Source organism: Streptomyces sp. NPDC038707 (assembly GCF_040636485.1).
Taxonomy (GTDB): domain Bacteria; phylum Actinomycetota; class Actinomycetes; order Streptomycetales; family Streptomycetaceae; genus Streptomyces.
The window spans coordinates 151,581-168,695 of record NZ_JBEZUP010000008.1 but is presented as its reverse complement, the minus strand read 5'-3'; the positions used below and the strand labels follow the sequence as shown (position 1 = coordinate 168,695).

Sequence of the window (17,115 nt, the reverse complement as noted above, 5' to 3'; positions counted from 1 at the left end):
TCCTGTCGGTACACCCGCGTTCGCGGGCCCGCACCACCGGGCCCCTCCACGTGGGAGCACGTCCGGGCGGCGTTGCCCAGCCACCGGACACCCGCCCCGCCCCCCACCGCCGTCACCGTAAAATCCGCACGTCAGCGCCACCGCACAGCCACCGGAGGACGCCCTCATGGCCGAACACCCCGCCTACCCCGTAGGCCTCCGCCTCTCCGGCCGCCGCGTGGTCGTCCTAGGCGGCGGCACGGTGGCCCAGCGCCGGCTGCCCGCACTGATCGCGGCCGGCGCGGACATCACCGTCGTGTCCCCGGAGGCGACTCCCTCGGTCGAGGCCATGGCGGAGGCGGGGGAGATCGCCTGGGAGCGGCGGGCCTACACCGAGGGCGACCTGGCCGAGGCCTGGTACGCCCTCATCGCCACCAGCGACCCCGACGCCAACACCCGTGCCTCCGCCGAGGCGGAGCGGCACCGGGTCTGGTGCGTCCGCTCCGACGACGCCGACCAGGCCACGGCCTGGACCCCGGCGACCGGCCACAGCGAGGGCGTCACCGTCGCCGTGCTCACCACGCACGCGCGGGGCCGCGACCCCCGCCACACCGCCGCCATCCGGGACGCGGTCGTGGAGGGCCTGCGCGACGGCACCCTCGTCGCCCCGCACCACCGCACCCGCGCCGCCGGCGTGGCCCTGGTCGGCGGCGGACCCGGCGACCCGGACCTGATCACGGTCCGCGGCCGGCGCCTGCTCGCCGAGGCGGACGTCGTCATCGCCGACCGGCTGGGCCCGCGCGATCTGCTCGCCGAGCTGCCGCCGCACGTCGAGGTGATCGACGCGGCCAAGATCCCCTACGGCCGCTACATGGCCCAGGAGGCCATCAACAACGCGCTGATCGAGCACGCCAAGCAGGGCAAGGCGGTGGTCCGGCTCAAGGGCGGCGACCCGTTCGTCTTCGGCCGGGGCATGGAGGAGGTCCAGGCACTCGCCGAAGCCGGCATCCCGTGCACGGTGGTGCCCGGCATCTCCAGCTCCATCTCGGTCCCGGGCGCGGCGGGCATCCCGGTCACGCACCGGGGGGTCGCCCATGAGTTCACCGTGGTCAGCGGCCATGTGGCGCCCGACGACGAGCGCTCGCTGGTCGACTGGCCGTCGCTGGCCAAGCTCACCGGCACCCTGGTGATCCTGATGGGCGTCGACAAGATCGGGAAGATCGCCGAGACGCTGGTCGCGCACGGCAGGCCCGCGACGACGCCGGTGGCCCTGGTCCAGGAGGGCACGACGGCCGCCCAGCGCCGGGTGGACGCCACCCTGGCCACGGTCGCCGAGACGGTCCGGGCCGAGGACGTGAGGCCCCCGGCGGTCATCGTCGTCGGCGAGGTCGTACGGGTCGGCCCGGAGCCCGCCGCCTGACCCGGCCGGGATACCCTACGGGTAACTCGACGTAACTCTGAGTAACCTGGGATAACCCGGAATGGCCCGCTTTCACCCCGCCGTTGGCAGCACACCAGGACAAGGCAGTATCACCCCGTGGCCGATCTCATCACCGTCGAGGACCCCGACGACCCGCGCCTGACCGACTACACGGACCTGACCGACGTCGAGTTGCGCCGCCGGCGGGAACCCGCGGAGGGCCTGTTCATCGCCGAGGGCGAGAAGGTCATCCGCAGGGCCAGGGAAGCGGGTTACGAGATGCGGTCCATGCTGCTCTCGGCCAAGTGGATCGACGCCATGCGCGACGTCATCGACGAACTTCCGGCCCCGGTGTACGCCGTGAGCCCGGAACTCGCCGAACGCGTCACCGGCTACCACGTGCACCGCGGCGCCCTCGCGTCCATGCGGCGCAAGCCGCTGCCGACGGCCGGCGAACTGCTCCGCACCGCCCGCCGCGTGGTGATCATGGAGTCGGTGAACGACCACACCAACATCGGCGCGATCTTCCGCTCGGCGGCGGCCCTCGGCATGGACGCGGTGCTGCTGTCGCCCGACTGCGCCGACCCGCTGTACCGGCGGAGCGTCAAGGTCTCCATGGGCGCGGTGTTCTCCGTACCGTACGCCCGCCTGGAGACCTGGCCGAAGGGGCTGGACGCGGTCCGCGAGGCCGGTTTCACGCTGCTCGCGCTCACCCCGGACGAGAAGGCCGGCAGCCTCGACGAGGCCGCGCCGCACCGCATGGACCGGGTGGCGCTCATGCTCGGCGCGGAGGGCGACGGCCTGTCCCGGCAGGCCCTGGCCGCCGCCGACGCGTGGGTCCGCATCCCGATGTCCCACGGCGTCGACTCCCTCAACGTGGGCGCGGCGGCGGCGGTGGCGTTCTACGCGGTGACGACGGGCCGGCCACAGCCCTGACGGCGGGAGCCGGACGGCCCTTCTCAGTGCCGGACCGCTCTCCTCGCCGCCGGGCGCCTCGCCGTCCGGGCCGTCACCTTCAGCTGCCGTGGCCCGGCGTCCACGCCGACCGGTCCGGGCCCGACCCGCCGTCGCCGGCCGGCGCACCGCCGGGCCGCGCCGCAAGGCTCTGGCCCGCCGGAGCGGCCGGCTGGGCGCGCCGCTCCCGCTGGACCCCGCCGTCGCCGCCCAGCCCGCGCGCCGGACCCTGGCAGCCCTGGGCCACCGCGATACCGAGCGCCACCAGCAGCGTCACCACGACGAACACGAAAAGCCGCTGCCGCAGCAGCCGCGGATTGGCGGGCCGCAGCCCGCCTCCCGCCGGGCGCCGCCCGGAACCGCCGCGCGGCGCCGGACGCCCGCCGCCGGAGCGCGGGCCGCCGCCGCGGGGTGCCGGGGTGGGACGCGCCGTACCCGGCCGGGCGGACCCGGCCCCGCCACGCCCACCACCACCGCCACGCGCGGCCACACCTCCACGGGACGGCGCGTCGCCGCGCGGGGAGACGCCTCCCCTGGACGGCACACCGCCCCGTCCCGGGATGCCCGGGCGCGGCGCCGGCGTGCCGGGGGAGGTCCGCCGCTGGACGCGCTGCGGCTCGGGATAGGTGTCGGCGAGCCGTCCGGTGGGCCGGTCGGCCTCGGCGGCCCGCGGATGGGGCGTCCGTACGTCGTTCAGCCCCTGCGCCTCCCGGGCGGCGATCTCCTTCAGCCGCAGCGACAGCTGGAGCGTGCTGGGCCGCTCCTCGGGGTCCTTCGCCAGACAGGCCCGGATCAGCGGGGCCAGCGCGTCCGGCACGCCGGCCAGCTGCGGCTCCTCGTGCACCACCCGGTACAGCATCACCTCGGAACTGCCGTGCCCGAAGGGCGAGTCACCGGTCGAGGCGTACGCCAGCGTGGCGCCGAGCGAGAAGACATCGGTGGCCGGGGTCACCGTCGCGCCGCGCACCTGCTCGGGGGCGAGGAAGCCGGGGGAGCCGACCGCGGTGCCCACGTGTGTGAGCGTGGAGGCGCCGGTGGCCCAGGCGATGCCGAAGTCGATGATCCGCGGCCCCTTGGGGGACAGCAGGATGTTGGAGGGCTTCAGGTCCCGGTGGACGACACCGGCCTCGTGCACGGCGACCAGTCCCTCGGACAGGGCCGCGCCGATCGCCGCGGTGTCCGCCGCGCCCAGCGCCCCCTCCTCGGCGACCTTGTCGTGCAGGGAAGGGCCGGGCACGTACTGCGTGGCGAACCAGGGCCGCTCGGCCTCCAGGTCGGCGGCGACCAGCCGGGCCGTACAGCCGCCGCGGATCCGCCGGGCCGCGGACACCTCGCGCGCGAACCGCGACCGGAACTCCTGGTCCTCCGCCAGATCCGGCCGGATCACCTTCAGCGCGACCCGCTGCCCCTTCTTGTCGGAGCCGAGATACACCACGCCCATTCCGCCCGCGCCGAGCCGTCGGTGAAGCCTGAACGAGCCGACGACGCGCGGGTCCTCGCGCCTCAGGCGCATCATCGCCATGTTCATCCCCGCTGCCCGGTCCCTGTGACGTGGCACAGCTTACGTTTCCCCGGCCGCCCGCGCGCAGAGGCCGCGCCCTCTCGGCGGCACGGATTGTGCGGGCCGTCCGGGTGAGGTGAAACCCGGTCAGCGAGCCACGCCGCACGGCGACTTCGGGCCGGCCGCACCCCCAACCCGCCTGCCGCTCCGGGAGGTTGAGCTCGCACGTGGGGAGGGTGTTCCGGAGGCCGCCCCCGCCGGCCGTCGGGTGCCGACCGTCCACGGGTGGGGCCGGGTCCCGGCCGGTGATCCGTCCCCGGTGCCCCTTCCGGCACCGGTCCGAGTGATCGAAGTCACTCCCCCCGGTGAGCGGGACGCTTCCGATATGACCGGACAGAGCGGGCGACCCCTCCGGGAAGACCCCGACACCCGGGCCCGCGTCTCCACCCAGGGGAGTACTCCGCCGCTCGGGGCTCATCCTCTTGGAGGCCCGGCAATCGGTACGAGGGCATGACGTCGCCCGGACGCGGCCCGCCTAGATTTGAGGTCAAGCGGCGGGTGCGGTACTCGTCCCCCGAGGTCGGACGCCCGCCGCTGCCAACGACAACCGAACAGTCAGGAGAGGAACCATGGCCCACACGGCACCGCGACGTCCGGCGTTCGCTTCCCGCCGTACGGGCCGTCGCCACCCCGTGGTGGCGACGCTCATGGCCCTTCCCCTGGCGGCCCTGCTCCTGCTCGTCTTCGACGGCTGGGAGACGGTGGCCACACAGGCGTCGTCCGTGGGTGTGATGCTGGGGCGCTGAGCGGCGACCCCAGGCCCGGAAGAGCGGTCCGGGCGGGGACATCCATCCATGAAACCCCGTGGGGACGGGGGTGCGGCGGACGGCAACGATGCCGGCGCAGCTGGGGAGCTGCGCCGGCATTAGCCGTTTCCGGCCGTCCCGGTACCCTCGGCCGCACAGCCACCCTTCCCCGAGGCAGCCTTGACCGCAGACACCGGCGCGGACACCGCCACGACCACAGGCCCGGACACCGCGACGACCGCAGGCGCGGAGACCCTCATGCCCGCCCTGACCGCCCAGGCCAGGACGGCGGCTCACGGCACCTCCGCCCCCTGCTCCTGCGCCACCACCCCCCTCGTCACCCGCCCCGACGCCACCGTCATCCGTCACGCCGGCGTCGTGGCCAAGGCACACGCCCCGGACACCGACCCCGCCGCACTGGCCCTCCGTGTCGCCGCGGCCGCCTTTCTCCCGGACGTGCTGCTGCCGCCGCTCACCCCTGCCCCGGCCCAGGAGCACGCCCCGTACGCCCCGTACGACCCGCATGACCGTTACCACCCGCACGGCCCGTACACCTCCCGCAACCCGCACGGCCGCCCGGTCACCCTCTGGCCCTACGGCGCCCCCGTGGACCCGGACGACCCGGACGCGGCCCCCTGGGAGGCCGTGGCGACCCTTCTGGCCCGGCTGCACCGCACCCCCGCCCCCGCCGGCCTCCCCCCGATGCGCGGCCCCGCCAAAGCCGCCCGCGCCCTCCACCGGCTCCGCGCGGCCCTGCGCACCACGCCCCACGGCCCGGCCGGCTCCGCCGCCCACCCGGTGCTGGCCGCCTGGTCCGCCCTGCCCGCCTGGGCCAGGGCCGGGGCCCCGATGCCCGGCCCGGCGGCGCTCTGCCACGGCGACCTGCACCTCGGGCAGCTCGTGCGGCACCCCGCCCCGGACGGCCCCTGGCGGCTCATCGACGTGGACGACCTCGGCGTGGGCGTGCCCGCCTGGGACCTCGCCCGCCCCGCCGCCTGGTACGCCTGCGGACTCCTCGCGCCCGACGAGTGGACCCGCTTCCTGACCGCCTACCGGCGGGCCGGCGGCCCGGCCGTGCCCCCGGACGGCGACCCCTGGCCCGCCCTGGACGTCCCGGCCCGCGCGCTCACCGTGCAGACGGCCGCCCTGGCGATCAGCAAGGCGCTCGCCGCCGGCCGCCCGCTGGACGAGGTGGAGCAGGCCGTGGCCGACGCCTGCGCGCGCATGCCGTCCGCCCCCGCGCACCCTCCCCGGCCGGCGTCCGAAATCCCGGGCTAGGCTGCAACCGCCCGGGGCCGGACGGAGTCTGTCCCGGGGAAACACGAAGCGGTACCGACCGGCGAGGAGTTGAGCCGAGCATGCAGTGTCCGAAGTGCCATGCGCCGATGCACACCTACAACCGCAACGGCGTCCAGATCGAGCAGTGCAGCGGCTGTCGAGGCATATTCCTCGACTACGGCGAGCTGGAGGCGCTGACCCGTCTGGAGGCCCAGTGGTCGCAGCCGGCCCCGCCCCCGCCGCCCGCCCCGCAGGCCTACCCCGCGGCCCCGCCCGCGCCCGCCTGGGGCGCCCCGCACGGCGGCCACCACGGCGACCACGGTCATTACGGCCACCACCGCCACAAGAGCTTCGGCCACATGCTGTTCTCCAGCTGACACGCTGACACGAAGGAGCCCCCGGCCGTACGAGACGGCCGGGGGCTCCTTGCTGTGTGGACGATACTGGGATTGAACCAGTGACCTCTTCCGTGTCAGGGAAGCGCTCTCCCGCTGAGCTAATCGTCCGCGGACCGTGGCTCGGAAGTCACGGACGGTGCGCGATACTGGGATTGAACCAGTGACCTCTTCCGTGTCAGGGAAGCGCTCTCCCGCTGAGCTAATCGCGCGGGGGGATCTTCGTGAAGATCCAGGATCCGAAGATCCAGTGGACGATACTGGGATTGAACCAGTGACCTCTTCCGTGTCAGGGAAGCGCTCTCCCGCTGAGCTAATCGTCCTTGGAGGTGGAGACGGGATTTGAACCCGTGTAGACGGCTTTGCAGGCCGTTGCCTCGCCTCTCGGCCACTCCACCAGGAGTGTAGGGGATCGGGATGACCCCTTCTTCCTTCGAGCGGACGACGAGGCTCGAACTCGCGACCTCAACCTTGGCAAGGTTGCGCTCTACCAACTGAGCTACGTCCGCTTGTCGTTTCGGTGCGCTTCCGCGTCCCGGCGACGTGTTGAACTCTAGCGGATTCCCCGGCCAGTACAAAAACGCGTTTGCGCAGCGTGCTGCGCTGCGCCCCGCGTACCCCGTGGTCAGCGCCCCCTCCGGGACATCCCGGGGCCACCCGGCGGACACCCGGCCTAGACTCGACCACGTGCTCGACCACCCCTTGGGACTCCCCCCACTGGCCCGCTTCGGTGACCGTGTCGCCACCGGCCTGCTCGACGTCACCAACGACCCGGCCGCCCTGGACTCCACCGGCTTCTGGGCCGTCTGCGCGGACTACGAGGGCCGGCTGACCTGCGCCCGCTTCGCGGACGTACGCGAGGAACCGGTGCCCGCGCCGCGCCCCGGCCGCTGGCGGGGCCCGCGGCCGGGGGAGTGGACCTCCTCCCTCGACCGAGCCGGGTACACGGCGGCCGTCCGCCGCATCCGGGAGCACATCGCGGCCGGCGAGGTCTACCAGGCCAACCTCTGCCGCGTGCTCAGCGCGCCCGTCGCCCCCGGCGCCGACGTGGACGCCCTCACCGCCGTACTGGCCCGCGGCAACCCGGCGCCGTACGCGGGCACGATCCGCCTGCCGGAGCACGGCGTGGAGATCGCCACGGCCTCGCCCGAGCTGTTCCTGCGCCGGGTCGGCCGCGGCGTCGAGTCGGGCCCGATCAAGGGCACCGCACGCACGGAGGCGGAGCTCCTGGACAAGGACCACGCCGAGAACGTGATGATCGTGGACCTGGTCCGCAACGACATCGGGCGGGTCTGCGAGACCGGCAGCGTGACCGTCCCCGACCTGTGCGCGGTGGAGAAGCACCCCGGGCTCGTCCACCTCGTCTCCACCGTGCGCGGCGAGCTGCGCCCGGACGCCGGCTGGCCCGAGCTGCTGGCCGCGGCCTTCCCGCCCGGCTCGGTCACCGGCGCCCCCAAGCAGAGCGCCGTGCGGATCATCGAGACGCTGGAGACGGCGCCGCGCGGCCCCTACTGCGGCGGCATCGGCTGGGTGGACGCCGACCGCGGCACCGGCGAGCTGGCCGTGGGCATACGCACCTTCTGGATCGACCGCTCCGACGGCACCCTGCGCTTCGGCGCGGGCGCGGGCATCACCTGGGGGTCCGACCCGGAAGGGGAGTGGCGGGAGACCGAGCTGAAGGCGGCCCGGCTCCTCGCGGTGGCGTCGGGCGCGTACGACGAGACGGGGGAACCACTCGGATGATGATCTGGCTGGACGGCGGGCTGCGCGAGGCGGAGTCCGCCCGGGTCTCCGTCCTCGACCGCGGCCTGACGGTCGGCGAGGGCGTCTTCGAGACCCTGAAGACGGTCCGCGGCCGGCCGTTCGCGCTCACCCGACACCTCGACCGGCTGACCCGCTCCGCCCGCGTCCTCGGCCTGCCCGACCCCGACCACGACGAGATCCGCCACGCCTGTACGGCCGTGCTGGAGGCCAATCCGATGCCGCTCGGCCGGCTGCGGATCACCTGCACCGGCGGCCGCGGCCCGCTCGGCACCGGCCGCGCCGAGCACGGCCCGACCCTGGTGGTCGCCGTCGGCGAGACCACCCGCCGCCCCGACTCCACCGCGGCGGTCACCGTCCCCTGGACCCGCAACGAGCGCGGCGCCCTCGCCGGTGTGAAGAGCACGTCGTACGCGGAGAACCTCGTCGCCCTCGACCGGGCCCGCCGGGACGGCGCCTCCGAGGCGCTGTTCGGGAACACGGCCGGACGGCTCTGCGAGGGCACCGCGACCAACGTCTTCGTCGTCCTGGACGGCGAGATCCACACCCCGCCGGTCGCCTCCGGCTGTCTGCCCGGCATCACCCGCGCCCTGGTCGTCGAGTGGACGGGAGCCCGGGAGACGGACCTGCCCCTGGACGTCCTCCAGCGCGCCGACGAGGTCTTCCTCACCTCGAGCCTGCGGGACGTACAGCCCCTGCACCGGGTCGACGGCCGCGAACTGCCCGGCAGCCGGGGCCCGGTGACCGCCGCGGCGATGCGCGTCTTCGACGAGCGGTCCGGGCAGGACCTGGACCCCTGAACCGGGAAAACCGGCTGACTCGGCGGGTGGGCGTGGGTAGAACACCTGTGATGACGACGACCCTGCGGCCGGCCGAGCCGCTCCGGCAGAACCCCGACGGGACCCGCTCACGACGCTACGCGGTGTGCGTGAACAGCCGTCCCGTCGGCGAGATCCACCTCGGCACCTCGCCGTCCCTCGGCGACTCCGTGGCCCGCGTCCTCGATCTGCGGATCGCCGAGCCCGACCGGCGGCGCGGGCGGGGCACCGTGGCGGCGCTGGCCGCGGAGGAGGTGGCCCGCGGCTGGGGCTGCGCGCAGATGGAGACCATGGTGCCCCGCTCCGCGGACGCCGCCGTGCGGCTGTTCCACACCCTCGGCTACACCGTGCGCAACCGCATCATGGAGAAACCCCTGGGTGCCGTCCCGCCCGCGCTGCCCCCGGGCAGCCGTGCGCGGCCCATGACGGAGGACGAGTTCGGCGCCTGGCTGGAGGCGGAGAGCGAACGGTTCGCGCGCACGTGGATCGACCTCGGCGTCCCGGAGGCCGACGCCCTCGCCAAGACCCGCGACGACCACGCACGGCTGCTGCCGCACGGCCTCGCGACCGACGGCATGCTCCTCACCGTGCTGGAGCACGGGGGCAGCCCGGTGGGCACCCTGTGGGTGGCACTCCAGGAGGGCAGGGCGTACGTGTTCGACGTGCGGACCCTCCCGGACCACCGGGGCCGGGGACACGGCCGTACGCTCATGCTCCTGGCGGAACGCCAGGCGACCGGCTCCGGCCGCCCGGTCCTCGGCCTCAACGTCTTCGCGGGCAACACCCCCGCCGAGCGGCTGTACGCCTCACTCGGCTACGAAACGGTGACGTACTCCTTGAGCAAGCCCCTGTTGTAGCCGCTGTAGCCGCCGGGTGTGCCGGCGGCCGGCCGGGGCCCGGCGCTCAGGCCTGTCCGGCGGCGCGGTCGGCCAGCAGGCGGTCCGCGATGCGCTCGACGCGTTCGCGCAGGCCCTCCTGGCTCTTACCGCCGTCCAGACGCTCGCCGCCGATGACGTACGTCGGCGTGCCGGTCACGCCGATGGCCTTGCCCTCGGCGTGATCGGCGTCCACGGCCAGGATGTGCCGGCCGTCGATCAACGCGGTGTCGAATTCCTCGGCGTCCAGGCCGAGTTCCCGCGCCACCTCGACCAGGAAGGGTTCTCCCCGACGGTCCAGCTCCGCCACCCGCTCCAGCACGGCCTCCGCGTACGGCCAGCCCTTGCCCTGCTCCAGCGCCTCCTCGGCGGCCTGCGCGGCGGCGAACGAGTGCTTGTGCTTCTCCAGCGGGAAGTGCCGCAGCCGCAGCTCCAGCCGGTCGCCGTAGCGGGCGCGCAGGGCGCGTACGTCGTCCAGGGCGGTGCGGCAGTCGGGGCACTGCAGCTCACACCAGACGTCGAGGACGAGGGCATCGGTGCGGGCGGGGGAGGAGTCGCTCATGCCCACCAGTCTTCCAGGCCCGGCCCCGGCGACCCAACCGGGACCGGCGGCGTGCGGGGCCGGTCGCGCACCGGTCCGTCCGCAGGAGAGGAGGGCGCGCACCCGGCACTCCCGTAGGAGGCGACCCGGAGATGTCCCTGATGTCCGGCGGGAACATGGCCTCGCGGGGATCCGGCGGTGCACGATGGAAGCGACGGACCGAGCCCGCCAGGAGGACCGGATGATTGCCGAGACAGTCTGCTCCGCCGTGTCCGCGGCGGGCCTTGGTATCGCGGTGGTCACGGCCTACCGCAAACGCTATGTGGCGGCCGCCCGCCTCGCGGCCTACTCGCTCGTCCCGGTCGGCCTGGTGATGACCGGTGTCGTCGGCTGGCTCGCCGACACCGCGCTGAGCCCCACCGCCTGGGCCGGCTTCGGAGTGCTCGGCGCCGCCTGGCTCCTGTTCACCGGCACCCGTGCCGTGGAGCGCCGGCGCGGCACCACCGCTGCCGAGCGCGGGGCGGCCGGAAAGGCGGAGCGGGAGGCGGTGGCCCCCGCGGCCGCGGCGCCGCTCCCGGGCGGGACGGCCCACGGCACGGCACGCCCGTCCACTCCTCGGCCCGCCCCGCGGTCCGCCGGAGCGCCGGAGGACTTCAGCGACATCGAGGCCATCCTCAAGAAGCACGGCATATGACAGTCACATAACTGGCCGAAGGGACACAGTGAGTCCCCGGGCGGCCGGAATCGTTCACCAGCCGGACGAGACCTCACGGCATTCGGTGAACTCCCGCAAGATCCCTGAGCGCTGATCGCGACCGGGCTCCGGGTGCGCCATGATCTGCCGCGAGATGCTCGACACTACGCAGAGCGAGGCCGCGCCGCCCAAGGACGAGCCGCGCGGGTGCCTCTTCGCCCTTTCCCAGCCACCGCTGATGATCTTCCTGGCGGTGATCGGGTTTCTGCTGCTCATGGCTGCGCTGCACGACCTGCTGTTGCTGTGAGCCGTACACGTCCGTCCCGGCGCCACCCGCCGGGACCGACGTCGCATCGGGCACCGGGCGCGGCACGGCCCCCCCGGTCCGCCCCCGCTCAGCCCGCCGCTTCCTTGCGCCGGGCCCGGTAGGCGGCGACATGCAGCCGGTTCCCGCAGGTACGGCTGTCGCAGTAACGGCGCGAGCGGTTGCGGGAGAGATCCACGAAGGCGCGCCGGCAGTCCGGTGCCTCGCAGCGCCGCAGCCGTTCCTGCTCCCCGGCCACCACGAAGAAGGCCAGCGCCATCCCGCAGTCCGCGGCGAGATGGTCGGCCACGGAGGCGCCCGGCGCGAAGTAGTGCATGTGCCAGTCGTAGCCGTCGTGGTCGGTCAGCCGGGGCGTGGTGCCCGCGGCGGCGACCAGCTCGTTGATCACCAGGGCCGCGGACCGCGGGTCCGGCGCGGCGAAGATCGCCGCGAACCGCCCCCGGATCCTGCGTACGGCGGACAGGTCCAGCTCCGACAGCACGCCGACATCACTGATCTTGTGGCTTCGCACGAAATCGGTGAGTGCCTGGACATCGGGCAGTCCGTCCGTTGCCGCATCGTCCTCGGGCGCGGAGTTCACCAGATCCACCACGGTGTCGAGGGCGCACCGGGTGTCGTGGGTGATCAGCACGTTTCGCTCCCTGGCCTGGGGGTCGGGCGGGCGCCCGCCGGTGCTGGCCGATGGTAGCGACAACCGCGCCGGCCGTACCCGTCCTTCCCCGACCCCGATCGCCCTGAGAACGCCCCCGCGCCGCGAGGGGTTCCCGCCGGGCCCCGGCCGGCTGCGGGACCGCCGGGCCCGGAGCGGCGTACCCGCACCGCGACGGCCGCGCGCCCACCGCGGCCGGTTCCATCGCGGAGTCACGCACGGCGACCGTTCGCTCGCGGACCGAAGCGGACGAGGGCACACCGGCGCCGCCCCGTGAGCGCTCACGGCGGCGGCGCCGGTCCGGTGCCGTATGCGGTTGTCTTCGCCCGAGCCGTCTCCCCGAGTGGACGGCGCCGGGCTGCTTCGTAGGGCGGCGGCCTAGCTCTCCGCCAGGATGTGCGAGAGCTCCTGATCCAGGTCGAAGTGCCGGTGTTCCGTGCCGGGCGGCACGGCGGCGTCGGTTCGCTTCAGGAAGGACTCCAGGGCCCGCGCGGGGGCCTCGAGCAGCGCCTCTCCCTCCGGGGAGCTGAGGGCGATGCACACGACGCCCTGGCCATGGCTGCGGGACGGCCAGACGCGGACGTCGCCGGTGCCGGTGGGCCGGTGCAGGCCCTCGGCGAGGAGGTCACGGGCGAACACCCACTCGACGGTCTCCTCGGCTCCGGTGTGGAAGGTGGCGTGCACGGCGTAGGGGTCGGCCGTGTCGTACCGCAGGCCTGCGGGGACAGGCAGGGAGGACTCGCTCGACACAACGAGGCGCAGGTGCAGCTCGCAGCTGACCGTGGTGTTCATAAGCGCCAGGGCCTTTCGCTCAGTGTGCGCTCGGGGATTCGCACGTCGGCGAAATCGACATGCCACCTACGGTGCCGTTGTAAACCCCTCTGAGGGTTTTGCATGGGTTTACGTAACTCTTCCGGCCGAGAACTCGTACCGGTTCTGCCGCCATTCCGGTGACTGGATTCACTCAGGTAGGGTTTGTCTGTATGAATACGGGGAGTGACGAACCGGGCGAGGTCGCCGTGGCAGCGGACGAGGCGAAGACGAACCAGCGGGAAGCCGGTGACGAGAGCGAGCGCGGGCTCGGCTCGCGGGCGCCGGAATTCGTCAAATCCCGTCGGCTCCTCCACCTGAGCTGGCAGGTCGGGGTCTTCGTGGTCGGCCTGGCGGTGGTCGCCGCGGGCATCATCATGCTGCCGCTGCCCGGGCCCGGCTGGGTCGTGATCTTCGGCGGCATGGCGATCTGGGCGACCGAGTTCGTCTGGGCCCAGCTCGTGCTCCGCTGGACCAAACGCAAGGTCACCGAGGCGGCCCACCGCGCCCTCGACCCCAAGGTGCGCCGCCGCAACATCACCCTCACCGTGATCGGGCTGGTGATCATCGGCGTGCTCGCCGGGGTCTACCTGTGGAAGTTCGGCTTCGTCATGCCCTGGAAGATCAAGGACCAGTGACGCGGCTGCGGGGGCCGGCGGCGCCCGCCGTCCGGCCCCTGGTCGGAAGCACCCTCTGACATGCGGTAATGTTCTTCCTGCGCCCGGGCGATTAGCTCAGTGGGAGAGCGCTTCGTTCACACCGAAGAGGTCACTGGTTCGAACCCAGTATCGCCCACCCGGACCGACGGCCCATCCGCACAGCGGATGGGCCGTCGGCGTGTCCGCCCGTGCCTCCGGGACTTCCCGAGCCTCGCGCAGGCGTCCTCGGGTCACTTCCGTACGCCCCGACGGCACCGTGAGGGCCGGCGCGTCCTGCACGAGCGGGGTCCACCGGCTTCCCGACCGCCTTGGCGGGACCTCCGCCCTCCCGGGCCTCGCACGTCTGCCTGACCGGCCCTGACGGGGCCCCGGGCCTTGAACTCACGCGCTCCCTGCCCGGGAGCCCCGGCTCCTCTCCTCAGGCTCCTCGGCAGGCCCTGGCCCCTGCCTCTCGTCTCCTCGCGGGGCCGGGCGCAGGCGGGCCACCCGCTCCGCTCGCCCTCCAGTCCCCCCAGAGACCGTTTTGCCGAACCGGCAACAACCCTCGTCCCGGCCGGGCCACTCACTGGATCATCGAGGCCAGGGCCCGCAGCATGAGCCACCCGCCGTCTCCCACACCCACCCGTACCCCTCCGCCCGTGCTTCCCGCGCACCGGGAGCGGGCCGACCACGTCACGCCACCGTCCCTTCCGGCCGCCGGCCCAACGAGTCACTCACCCGGCAGCTCGCCGTCCTCGTGTACCGTCCGCCCCCGCTCCGGCCGTCCGGGAAGCCGTGGCGAACCGGATGACCGCCGAGTTCGGCGGGCACCGCACCGATCCGCCGGGGCCGCCCGGCCCGACAGGCGCCGTGCAGGTCCGGGACGCCCGCCGTCCAGCCGGGCAACGTGTCACCCCGCCCGCGCCGCCCAGGAGGCGTTGCCGCACCCGCCTGCGGCCGACCGAAGCCCGTCCGAACCCTCGCAAGCCCAACCATCAGGACACCACCGCGATCCACCCCGAGCCCTCGCCACCCCCGGCAGACCCAGGAGGCCGCATGCCGCCCATCGCCAGTTCCCGACCCGCTCCTTCCGCCCCCACTCACCGCCTTCTCACCTCGCCGGCCGGCCGTATCCACCTGGTCGAGCAGGGCAGCGGTCCCTTGGTGCTGCTCCTGCACGGCTTCCCGGAGTCCTGGTACACGTGGCGGCACCAGTTGCCCGCACTCGCCTCCGCCGGTTACCGGGCGGTGGCGATCGACGTACGGGGGTACGGCCGCTCGTCCAAGCCGGAGGCCGTGGAGGCGTACCGGATGCTCGAGCTGGTCGCGGACAACGTCGCTGTGGTGGAGGGGCTGGGCGAGCGCTCCGCCGTGGTCGTCGGGCACGACTGGGGCGCGACGATCGCCGCCATGTCCACTCTGACCAGGCCGGACGTGTTCCGGGCCGTGGGTCTGCTCGGCGTGCCGTACACCCCGCCCGGCGGTCCACGCCCCAGCGAGGTCTTCGCCCGCACGCGTGGAGCCGGTGAACCCGAAACCCCTGGCGCCGAGAGGCCCGGCAGCGAGGAGACCGGCGTCGGAGGAGCTCCCCGCGACCAGCCCCGCCCCCACGAGTTCTACGTCTCCTACTTCCAGCAGCCCGGCCGGGCCGAGGCCGAGATGGAACCCGATGTCCGCGGCTGGCTGGCCGGCTTTTACGCGGCTCTGTCCGGGGACACCATGCCCGCCCCCGGCGCTCCGGATCCGCACTTCACCGGGGCCGGAGGGACGTTGCGCGAGTGTTTTCCCGTCGGTGTGCTGCCGTCCTGGCTGGGGGAGCGGGACCTCGATGTCTACGCCGGTGAGTTCGAGCGGACGGGGATGACCGGGGCCCTGAACCGGTACCGGAACATGGACCGGGACTGGGCCGACCTGGCCGGCTGGGCGGGGCAGCCGATCACGCGGCCGTCCCTGTTCGTCGGGGGTGAGCGGGACGCCTCCCTCGCCTGGCTGGCCGACGCCGTCAAGGCCTACCCCGAGACCCTGCCCGGCCTTCTCGGTGCGCACGTCCTGGACGGTTGCGGGCACTTCGTCCAGCAGGAGCGTCCCGCGGAGACCAACCGGATCCTGCTCGACTGGCTGGCCTCCCTGCCCGCCTGACGCCCCGTCCGGCTCGTTCGGCCCGTCGGTCACGCCTCCCTCACCAGTGGGAACGGCCGGCGGGTCCGTTCCTTCCCGCCGGCGGGAGCGGGCGGCGGGCCGGTCCGCCCCTGCCGTCGCCCGCAAGAAAATCCTGCCCGGGTCATTGACGCACCCCGGGCCCCTTCGTACCTTGTGCCAGCAAGCGCTTACTTGAAACGATTCATGCGCGTGGCGGAGATACTGCGGGGAGGGCCCGACTGTGGGAACCAGGAATCTTGACAGGCGTACGATCCTGAAGGCCGCCGGGGCGTCGGCGGCGACGCTCGGGCTCGCCGCGACCACCGGCTGCGGTGGCGGAAGCGGCTCCGGCAACGGCACGGTGACGATCCGTTACTCCTGGTGGGGTGCCGAGGAGCGGGCCAAGAAGATCAACCAGTCCATCGCCCTCTTCGAGCAGAAATACCCCAAGATCAAGGTAAAAACCGACTTCCAGACGTATGAATCGTTCTGGGAGAAGTTCCAGACCCAGGCCGCCGGCGGAAACCCCCCGGATGTTTTCCAAAACGCCGTCACTTTTCTCAGGAAGTACGACAAGCGCGGAATTCTGCTCGATCTCAAGCCTCAGGTGGAGGCCGGTCATCTGAGCCTGGATCACTTCCGCGCGGGCGTCACGAAGGTCGGTGAGGTCGACGGCAAGCAGCTCGGAATTCCGGTCGGCTCCAACACCATGTCACTCGTCATCGACAAGAAACTCTTCCGCAAGGCGGGCGTCGAGCCCCGGCCGGGCTGGACCTGGGACGAGTACTTCAAGGCCCTGAAGACCATCCGCGACAGGACGAATGTTCCCGGGGACACCGGCTACTTCACGATCATGTACCTGTACGACCTCTACCTCCGCCAGCACGGCAAGGCGTTCTTCACCGACGACGGACTCGGCTTCGACCGGGCCGATCTGACGGAGTGGTGGGCCGACGGCCTGGGCCGGGTCAAGGCAGGTGTCGTCACCGACCCCAAGCTCGTCCAGCAGGACAAGCCCAAGTCTTCCCTCTCCGCCGGTCACGGTGGCTCGGAGTTCACCTGGGACAACTTCACCGTCCGCTACTCGGCCGAGGGCGACAGCGAGTACGGCCTCGCGCCCATCCCCACCACGGACGGCAAGCACACCGGCCAGTACCTCGCCTCCCTGATGCTCAGTGCGTCCGCCCGCACCTCGCACCCCAAGGAGGCCGCGCAGTTCATCGACTTCATGGTCCACGACCCCCGGGTCGGCGAGATCATGGGCTACGACCGCGGCATCCTCGCCAGTACCGAGCAGTACGCGGCGTACAAGCCGGCCGACGGGATCAACAAGGAGATCGCCCGGTACGAGGAGGACACCGCCAAGGCCGGCATCCTCGGCACGATCACCCCGCACCCTTCCGGTGCCGACACCATCGAGGCCGCGTTCCTGCGCATCGGCGGCGACCTCGGCCAGGGCAAGTCCAAGGTCTCCGACGCGGTGAAGCAGTTCTTCACCGAGGCCGAAGCCGCCTTCCAGGCCTGATGGGAAA

17 protein-coding genes and 6 tRNA genes are annotated in these 17,115 nt (G+C 73.1%); 14 read left to right on the top strand and 9 right to left on the bottom strand.

The features are described from left to right. Positions 1–166: 166 nt before the first annotated feature. Positions 167–1,399, top strand: a complete 1,233-nt coding sequence (cobA, locus tag AB0E62_RS13940) for a uroporphyrinogen-III C-methyltransferase (protein ID WP_362192065.1) — start codon at positions 167–169, stop codon at positions 1,397–1,399. A 117-nt stretch (positions 1,400–1,516) separates the two neighbouring features. Continuing rightward, positions 1,517–2,335: an RNA methyltransferase gene (locus AB0E62_RS13935; protein WP_362192063.1), complete on the top strand. Its 819-nt coding sequence runs from the start codon at positions 1,517–1,519 to the stop codon at positions 2,333–2,335. Between the two features lie 79 nt (positions 2,336–2,414). On the opposite strand, the gene AB0E62_RS13930 is transcribed toward AB0E62_RS13935, so the two are convergent. After that, the gene (locus AB0E62_RS13930; protein ID WP_362192061.1) at positions 2,415–3,881 is read right to left on the bottom strand and encodes a serine/threonine-protein kinase; all 1,467 of its coding nucleotides are present in this window, start codon (positions 3,879–3,881) and stop codon (positions 2,415–2,417) included. Positions 3,882–4,483: 602 nt separating this feature from the next. On the opposite strand from AB0E62_RS13930, the gene AB0E62_RS13925 reads away from it, so the two are divergent. The 3 genes from AB0E62_RS13925 to AB0E62_RS13915 all read left to right on the top strand — a co-directional run bounded on the left by AB0E62_RS13925 (position 4,484) and on the right by AB0E62_RS13915 (position 6,315). After that, the gene (locus AB0E62_RS13925; protein ID WP_362192059.1) at positions 4,484–4,660 is read left to right on the top strand and encodes a hypothetical protein; all 177 of its coding nucleotides are present in this window, start codon (positions 4,484–4,486) and stop codon (positions 4,658–4,660) included. A gap of 258 nt (positions 4,661–4,918) precedes the next feature. Continuing rightward, the gene (locus tag AB0E62_RS13920) at positions 4,919–5,938 is read left to right on the top strand and encodes an aminoglycoside phosphotransferase family protein (protein ID WP_362192253.1); all 1,020 of its coding nucleotides are present in this window, start codon (positions 4,919–4,921) and stop codon (positions 5,936–5,938) included. An 80-nt stretch (positions 5,939–6,018) separates the two neighbouring features. Beyond that, entirely contained in the window at positions 6,019–6,315 is a 297-nt protein-coding gene (locus AB0E62_RS13915; protein ID WP_362192057.1) for a zf-TFIIB domain-containing protein, read from the top strand. A 57-nt stretch (positions 6,316–6,372) separates the two neighbouring features. On the opposite strand, the gene AB0E62_RS13910 is transcribed toward AB0E62_RS13915, so the two are convergent. The 5 genes from AB0E62_RS13910 to AB0E62_RS13890 all read right to left on the bottom strand — a co-directional run bounded on the left by AB0E62_RS13910 (position 6,373) and on the right by AB0E62_RS13890 (position 6,842). Further along, a tRNA-Val gene (locus AB0E62_RS13910) sits at positions 6,373–6,444 on the bottom strand. A 29-nt stretch (positions 6,445–6,473) separates the two neighbouring features. Next, positions 6,474–6,545, bottom strand: a tRNA-Val gene (locus AB0E62_RS13905). 39 nt (positions 6,546–6,584) lie between these two features. Continuing rightward, positions 6,585–6,656 (bottom strand) — tRNA-Val (locus AB0E62_RS13900). A 1-nt stretch (position 6,657) separates the two neighbouring features. Continuing rightward, positions 6,658–6,731, bottom strand: a tRNA-Cys gene (locus tag AB0E62_RS13895). 38 nt (positions 6,732–6,769) lie between these two features. Next, a tRNA-Gly gene (locus AB0E62_RS13890) sits at positions 6,770–6,842 on the bottom strand. Positions 6,843–7,020: 178 nt separating this feature from the next. Between AB0E62_RS13890 and AB0E62_RS13885 the strand changes: the two genes are divergently transcribed. From AB0E62_RS13885 to AB0E62_RS13875, 3 genes are read left to right on the top strand one after another with little or no spacing between them, the layout of a single operon-like run. Beyond that, positions 7,021–8,076 carry a chorismate-binding protein gene (locus tag AB0E62_RS13885; protein ID WP_362192055.1) on the top strand — a complete coding sequence of 352 codons (1,056 nt, stop codon included), beginning with the start codon at positions 7,021–7,023 and terminating at the stop codon, positions 8,074–8,076. After that, positions 8,073–8,894, top strand: coding sequence for an aminodeoxychorismate lyase (locus AB0E62_RS13880; RefSeq protein ID WP_362192053.1), 822 nt, complete (start codon positions 8,073–8,075; stop codon positions 8,892–8,894). The genes AB0E62_RS13885 and AB0E62_RS13880 overlap by 4 nt, the downstream gene beginning before the upstream one ends. 50 nt (positions 8,895–8,944) lie before the next feature. Beyond that, positions 8,945–9,769 carry a GNAT family N-acetyltransferase gene (locus tag AB0E62_RS13875; RefSeq protein WP_362192051.1) on the top strand — a complete coding sequence of 275 codons (825 nt, stop codon included), beginning with the start codon at positions 8,945–8,947 and terminating at the stop codon, positions 9,767–9,769. 46 nt (positions 9,770–9,815) lie between these two features. On the opposite strand, the gene AB0E62_RS13870 is transcribed toward AB0E62_RS13875, so the two are convergent. After that, complete coding sequence (locus AB0E62_RS13870; protein WP_362192049.1) at positions 9,816–10,349, bottom strand: DsbA family protein; 534 nt, start codon at positions 10,347–10,349, stop codon at positions 9,816–9,818. Between the two features lie 220 nt (positions 10,350–10,569). On the opposite strand from AB0E62_RS13870, the gene AB0E62_RS13865 reads away from it, so the two are divergent. Together AB0E62_RS13865 and AB0E62_RS13860 are read left to right on the top strand one after the other, a co-directional pair. Continuing rightward, positions 10,570–11,022 (top strand): hypothetical protein, encoded by a 453-nt coding sequence (locus AB0E62_RS13865; protein WP_362192047.1) that lies wholly within the window; start codon positions 10,570–10,572, stop codon positions 11,020–11,022. Between the two features lie 154 nt (positions 11,023–11,176). Beyond that, the gene (locus AB0E62_RS13860; RefSeq protein WP_362192045.1) at positions 11,177–11,329 is read left to right on the top strand and encodes a hypothetical protein; all 153 of its coding nucleotides are present in this window, start codon (positions 11,177–11,179) and stop codon (positions 11,327–11,329) included. 88 nt (positions 11,330–11,417) lie between these two features. On the opposite strand, the gene AB0E62_RS13855 is transcribed toward AB0E62_RS13860, so the two are convergent. Then, positions 11,418–11,978, bottom strand: a complete 561-nt coding sequence (locus AB0E62_RS13855; RefSeq protein WP_362192043.1) for a CGNR zinc finger domain-containing protein — start codon at positions 11,976–11,978, stop codon at positions 11,418–11,420. Between the two features lie 396 nt (positions 11,979–12,374). Then, positions 12,375–12,788 carry an SsgA family sporulation/cell division regulator gene (locus AB0E62_RS13850; protein WP_004002642.1) on the bottom strand — a complete coding sequence of 138 codons (414 nt, stop codon included), beginning with the start codon at positions 12,786–12,788 and terminating at the stop codon, positions 12,375–12,377. Between the two features lie 191 nt (positions 12,789–12,979). Between AB0E62_RS13850 and AB0E62_RS13845 the strand changes: the two genes are divergently transcribed. The 4 genes from AB0E62_RS13845 to AB0E62_RS13830 all read left to right on the top strand — a co-directional run bounded on the left by AB0E62_RS13845 (position 12,980) and on the right by AB0E62_RS13830 (position 17,108). Further along, positions 12,980–13,444, top strand: a complete 465-nt coding sequence (locus tag AB0E62_RS13845) for a TIGR02611 family protein (protein WP_362192041.1) — start codon at positions 12,980–12,982, stop codon at positions 13,442–13,444. Between the two features lie 85 nt (positions 13,445–13,529). Beyond that, positions 13,530–13,601 (top strand) — tRNA-Val (locus tag AB0E62_RS13840). Positions 13,602–14,500: 899 nt separating this feature from the next. Then, entirely contained in the window at positions 14,501–15,583 is a 1,083-nt protein-coding gene (locus AB0E62_RS13835) for an alpha/beta hydrolase (protein WP_362192039.1), read from the top strand. A gap of 241 nt (positions 15,584–15,824) precedes the next feature. Beyond that, positions 15,825–17,108, top strand: coding sequence for an extracellular solute-binding protein (locus AB0E62_RS13830; protein WP_362192037.1), 1,284 nt, complete (start codon positions 15,825–15,827; stop codon positions 17,106–17,108). The last annotated feature ends 7 nt before the right edge of the window (positions 17,109–17,115 follow it).

Bases quoted from the DNA above. Each gene is read 5' to 3' on its own strand.
- AB0E62_RS13860 (WP_362192045.1), top strand. From the start codon at position 11,177: ATGCTCGACACTACGCAGAGCGAGGCCGCGCCGCCCAAGGACGAGCCG.
- AB0E62_RS13925 (WP_362192059.1), top strand. From the start codon at position 4,484: ATGGCCCACACGGCACCGCGACGTCCGGCGTTCGCTTCCCGCCGTACG.
- cobA (WP_362192065.1), top strand. From the start codon at position 167: ATGGCCGAACACCCCGCCTACCCCGTAGGCCTCCGCCTCTCCGGCCGC.
- AB0E62_RS13930 (WP_362192061.1), bottom strand. From the start codon at position 3,881: ATGAACATGGCGATGATGCGCCTGAGGCGCGAGGACCCGCGCGTCGTC.
- AB0E62_RS13835 (WP_362192039.1), top strand. From the start codon at position 14,501: ATGCCGCCCATCGCCAGTTCCCGACCCGCTCCTTCCGCCCCCACTCAC.
- AB0E62_RS13870 (WP_362192049.1), bottom strand. From the start codon at position 10,349: ATGAGCGACTCCTCCCCCGCCCGCACCGATGCCCTCGTCCTCGACGTC.
- AB0E62_RS13845 (WP_362192041.1), top strand. From the start codon at position 12,980: ATGAATACGGGGAGTGACGAACCGGGCGAGGTCGCCGTGGCAGCGGAC.
- AB0E62_RS13850 (WP_004002642.1), bottom strand. From the start codon at position 12,788: ATGAACACCACGGTCAGCTGCGAGCTGCACCTGCGCCTCGTTGTGTCG.
- AB0E62_RS13865 (WP_362192047.1), top strand. From the start codon at position 10,570: ATGATTGCCGAGACAGTCTGCTCCGCCGTGTCCGCGGCGGGCCTTGGT.
- AB0E62_RS13875 (WP_362192051.1), top strand. From the start codon at position 8,945: ATGACGACGACCCTGCGGCCGGCCGAGCCGCTCCGGCAGAACCCCGAC.
- AB0E62_RS13880 (WP_362192053.1), top strand. From the start codon at position 8,073: ATGATGATCTGGCTGGACGGCGGGCTGCGCGAGGCGGAGTCCGCCCGG.
- AB0E62_RS13915 (WP_362192057.1), top strand. From the start codon at position 6,019: ATGCAGTGTCCGAAGTGCCATGCGCCGATGCACACCTACAACCGCAAC.
- AB0E62_RS13920 (WP_362192253.1), top strand. From the start codon at position 4,919: ATGCCCGCCCTGACCGCCCAGGCCAGGACGGCGGCTCACGGCACCTCC.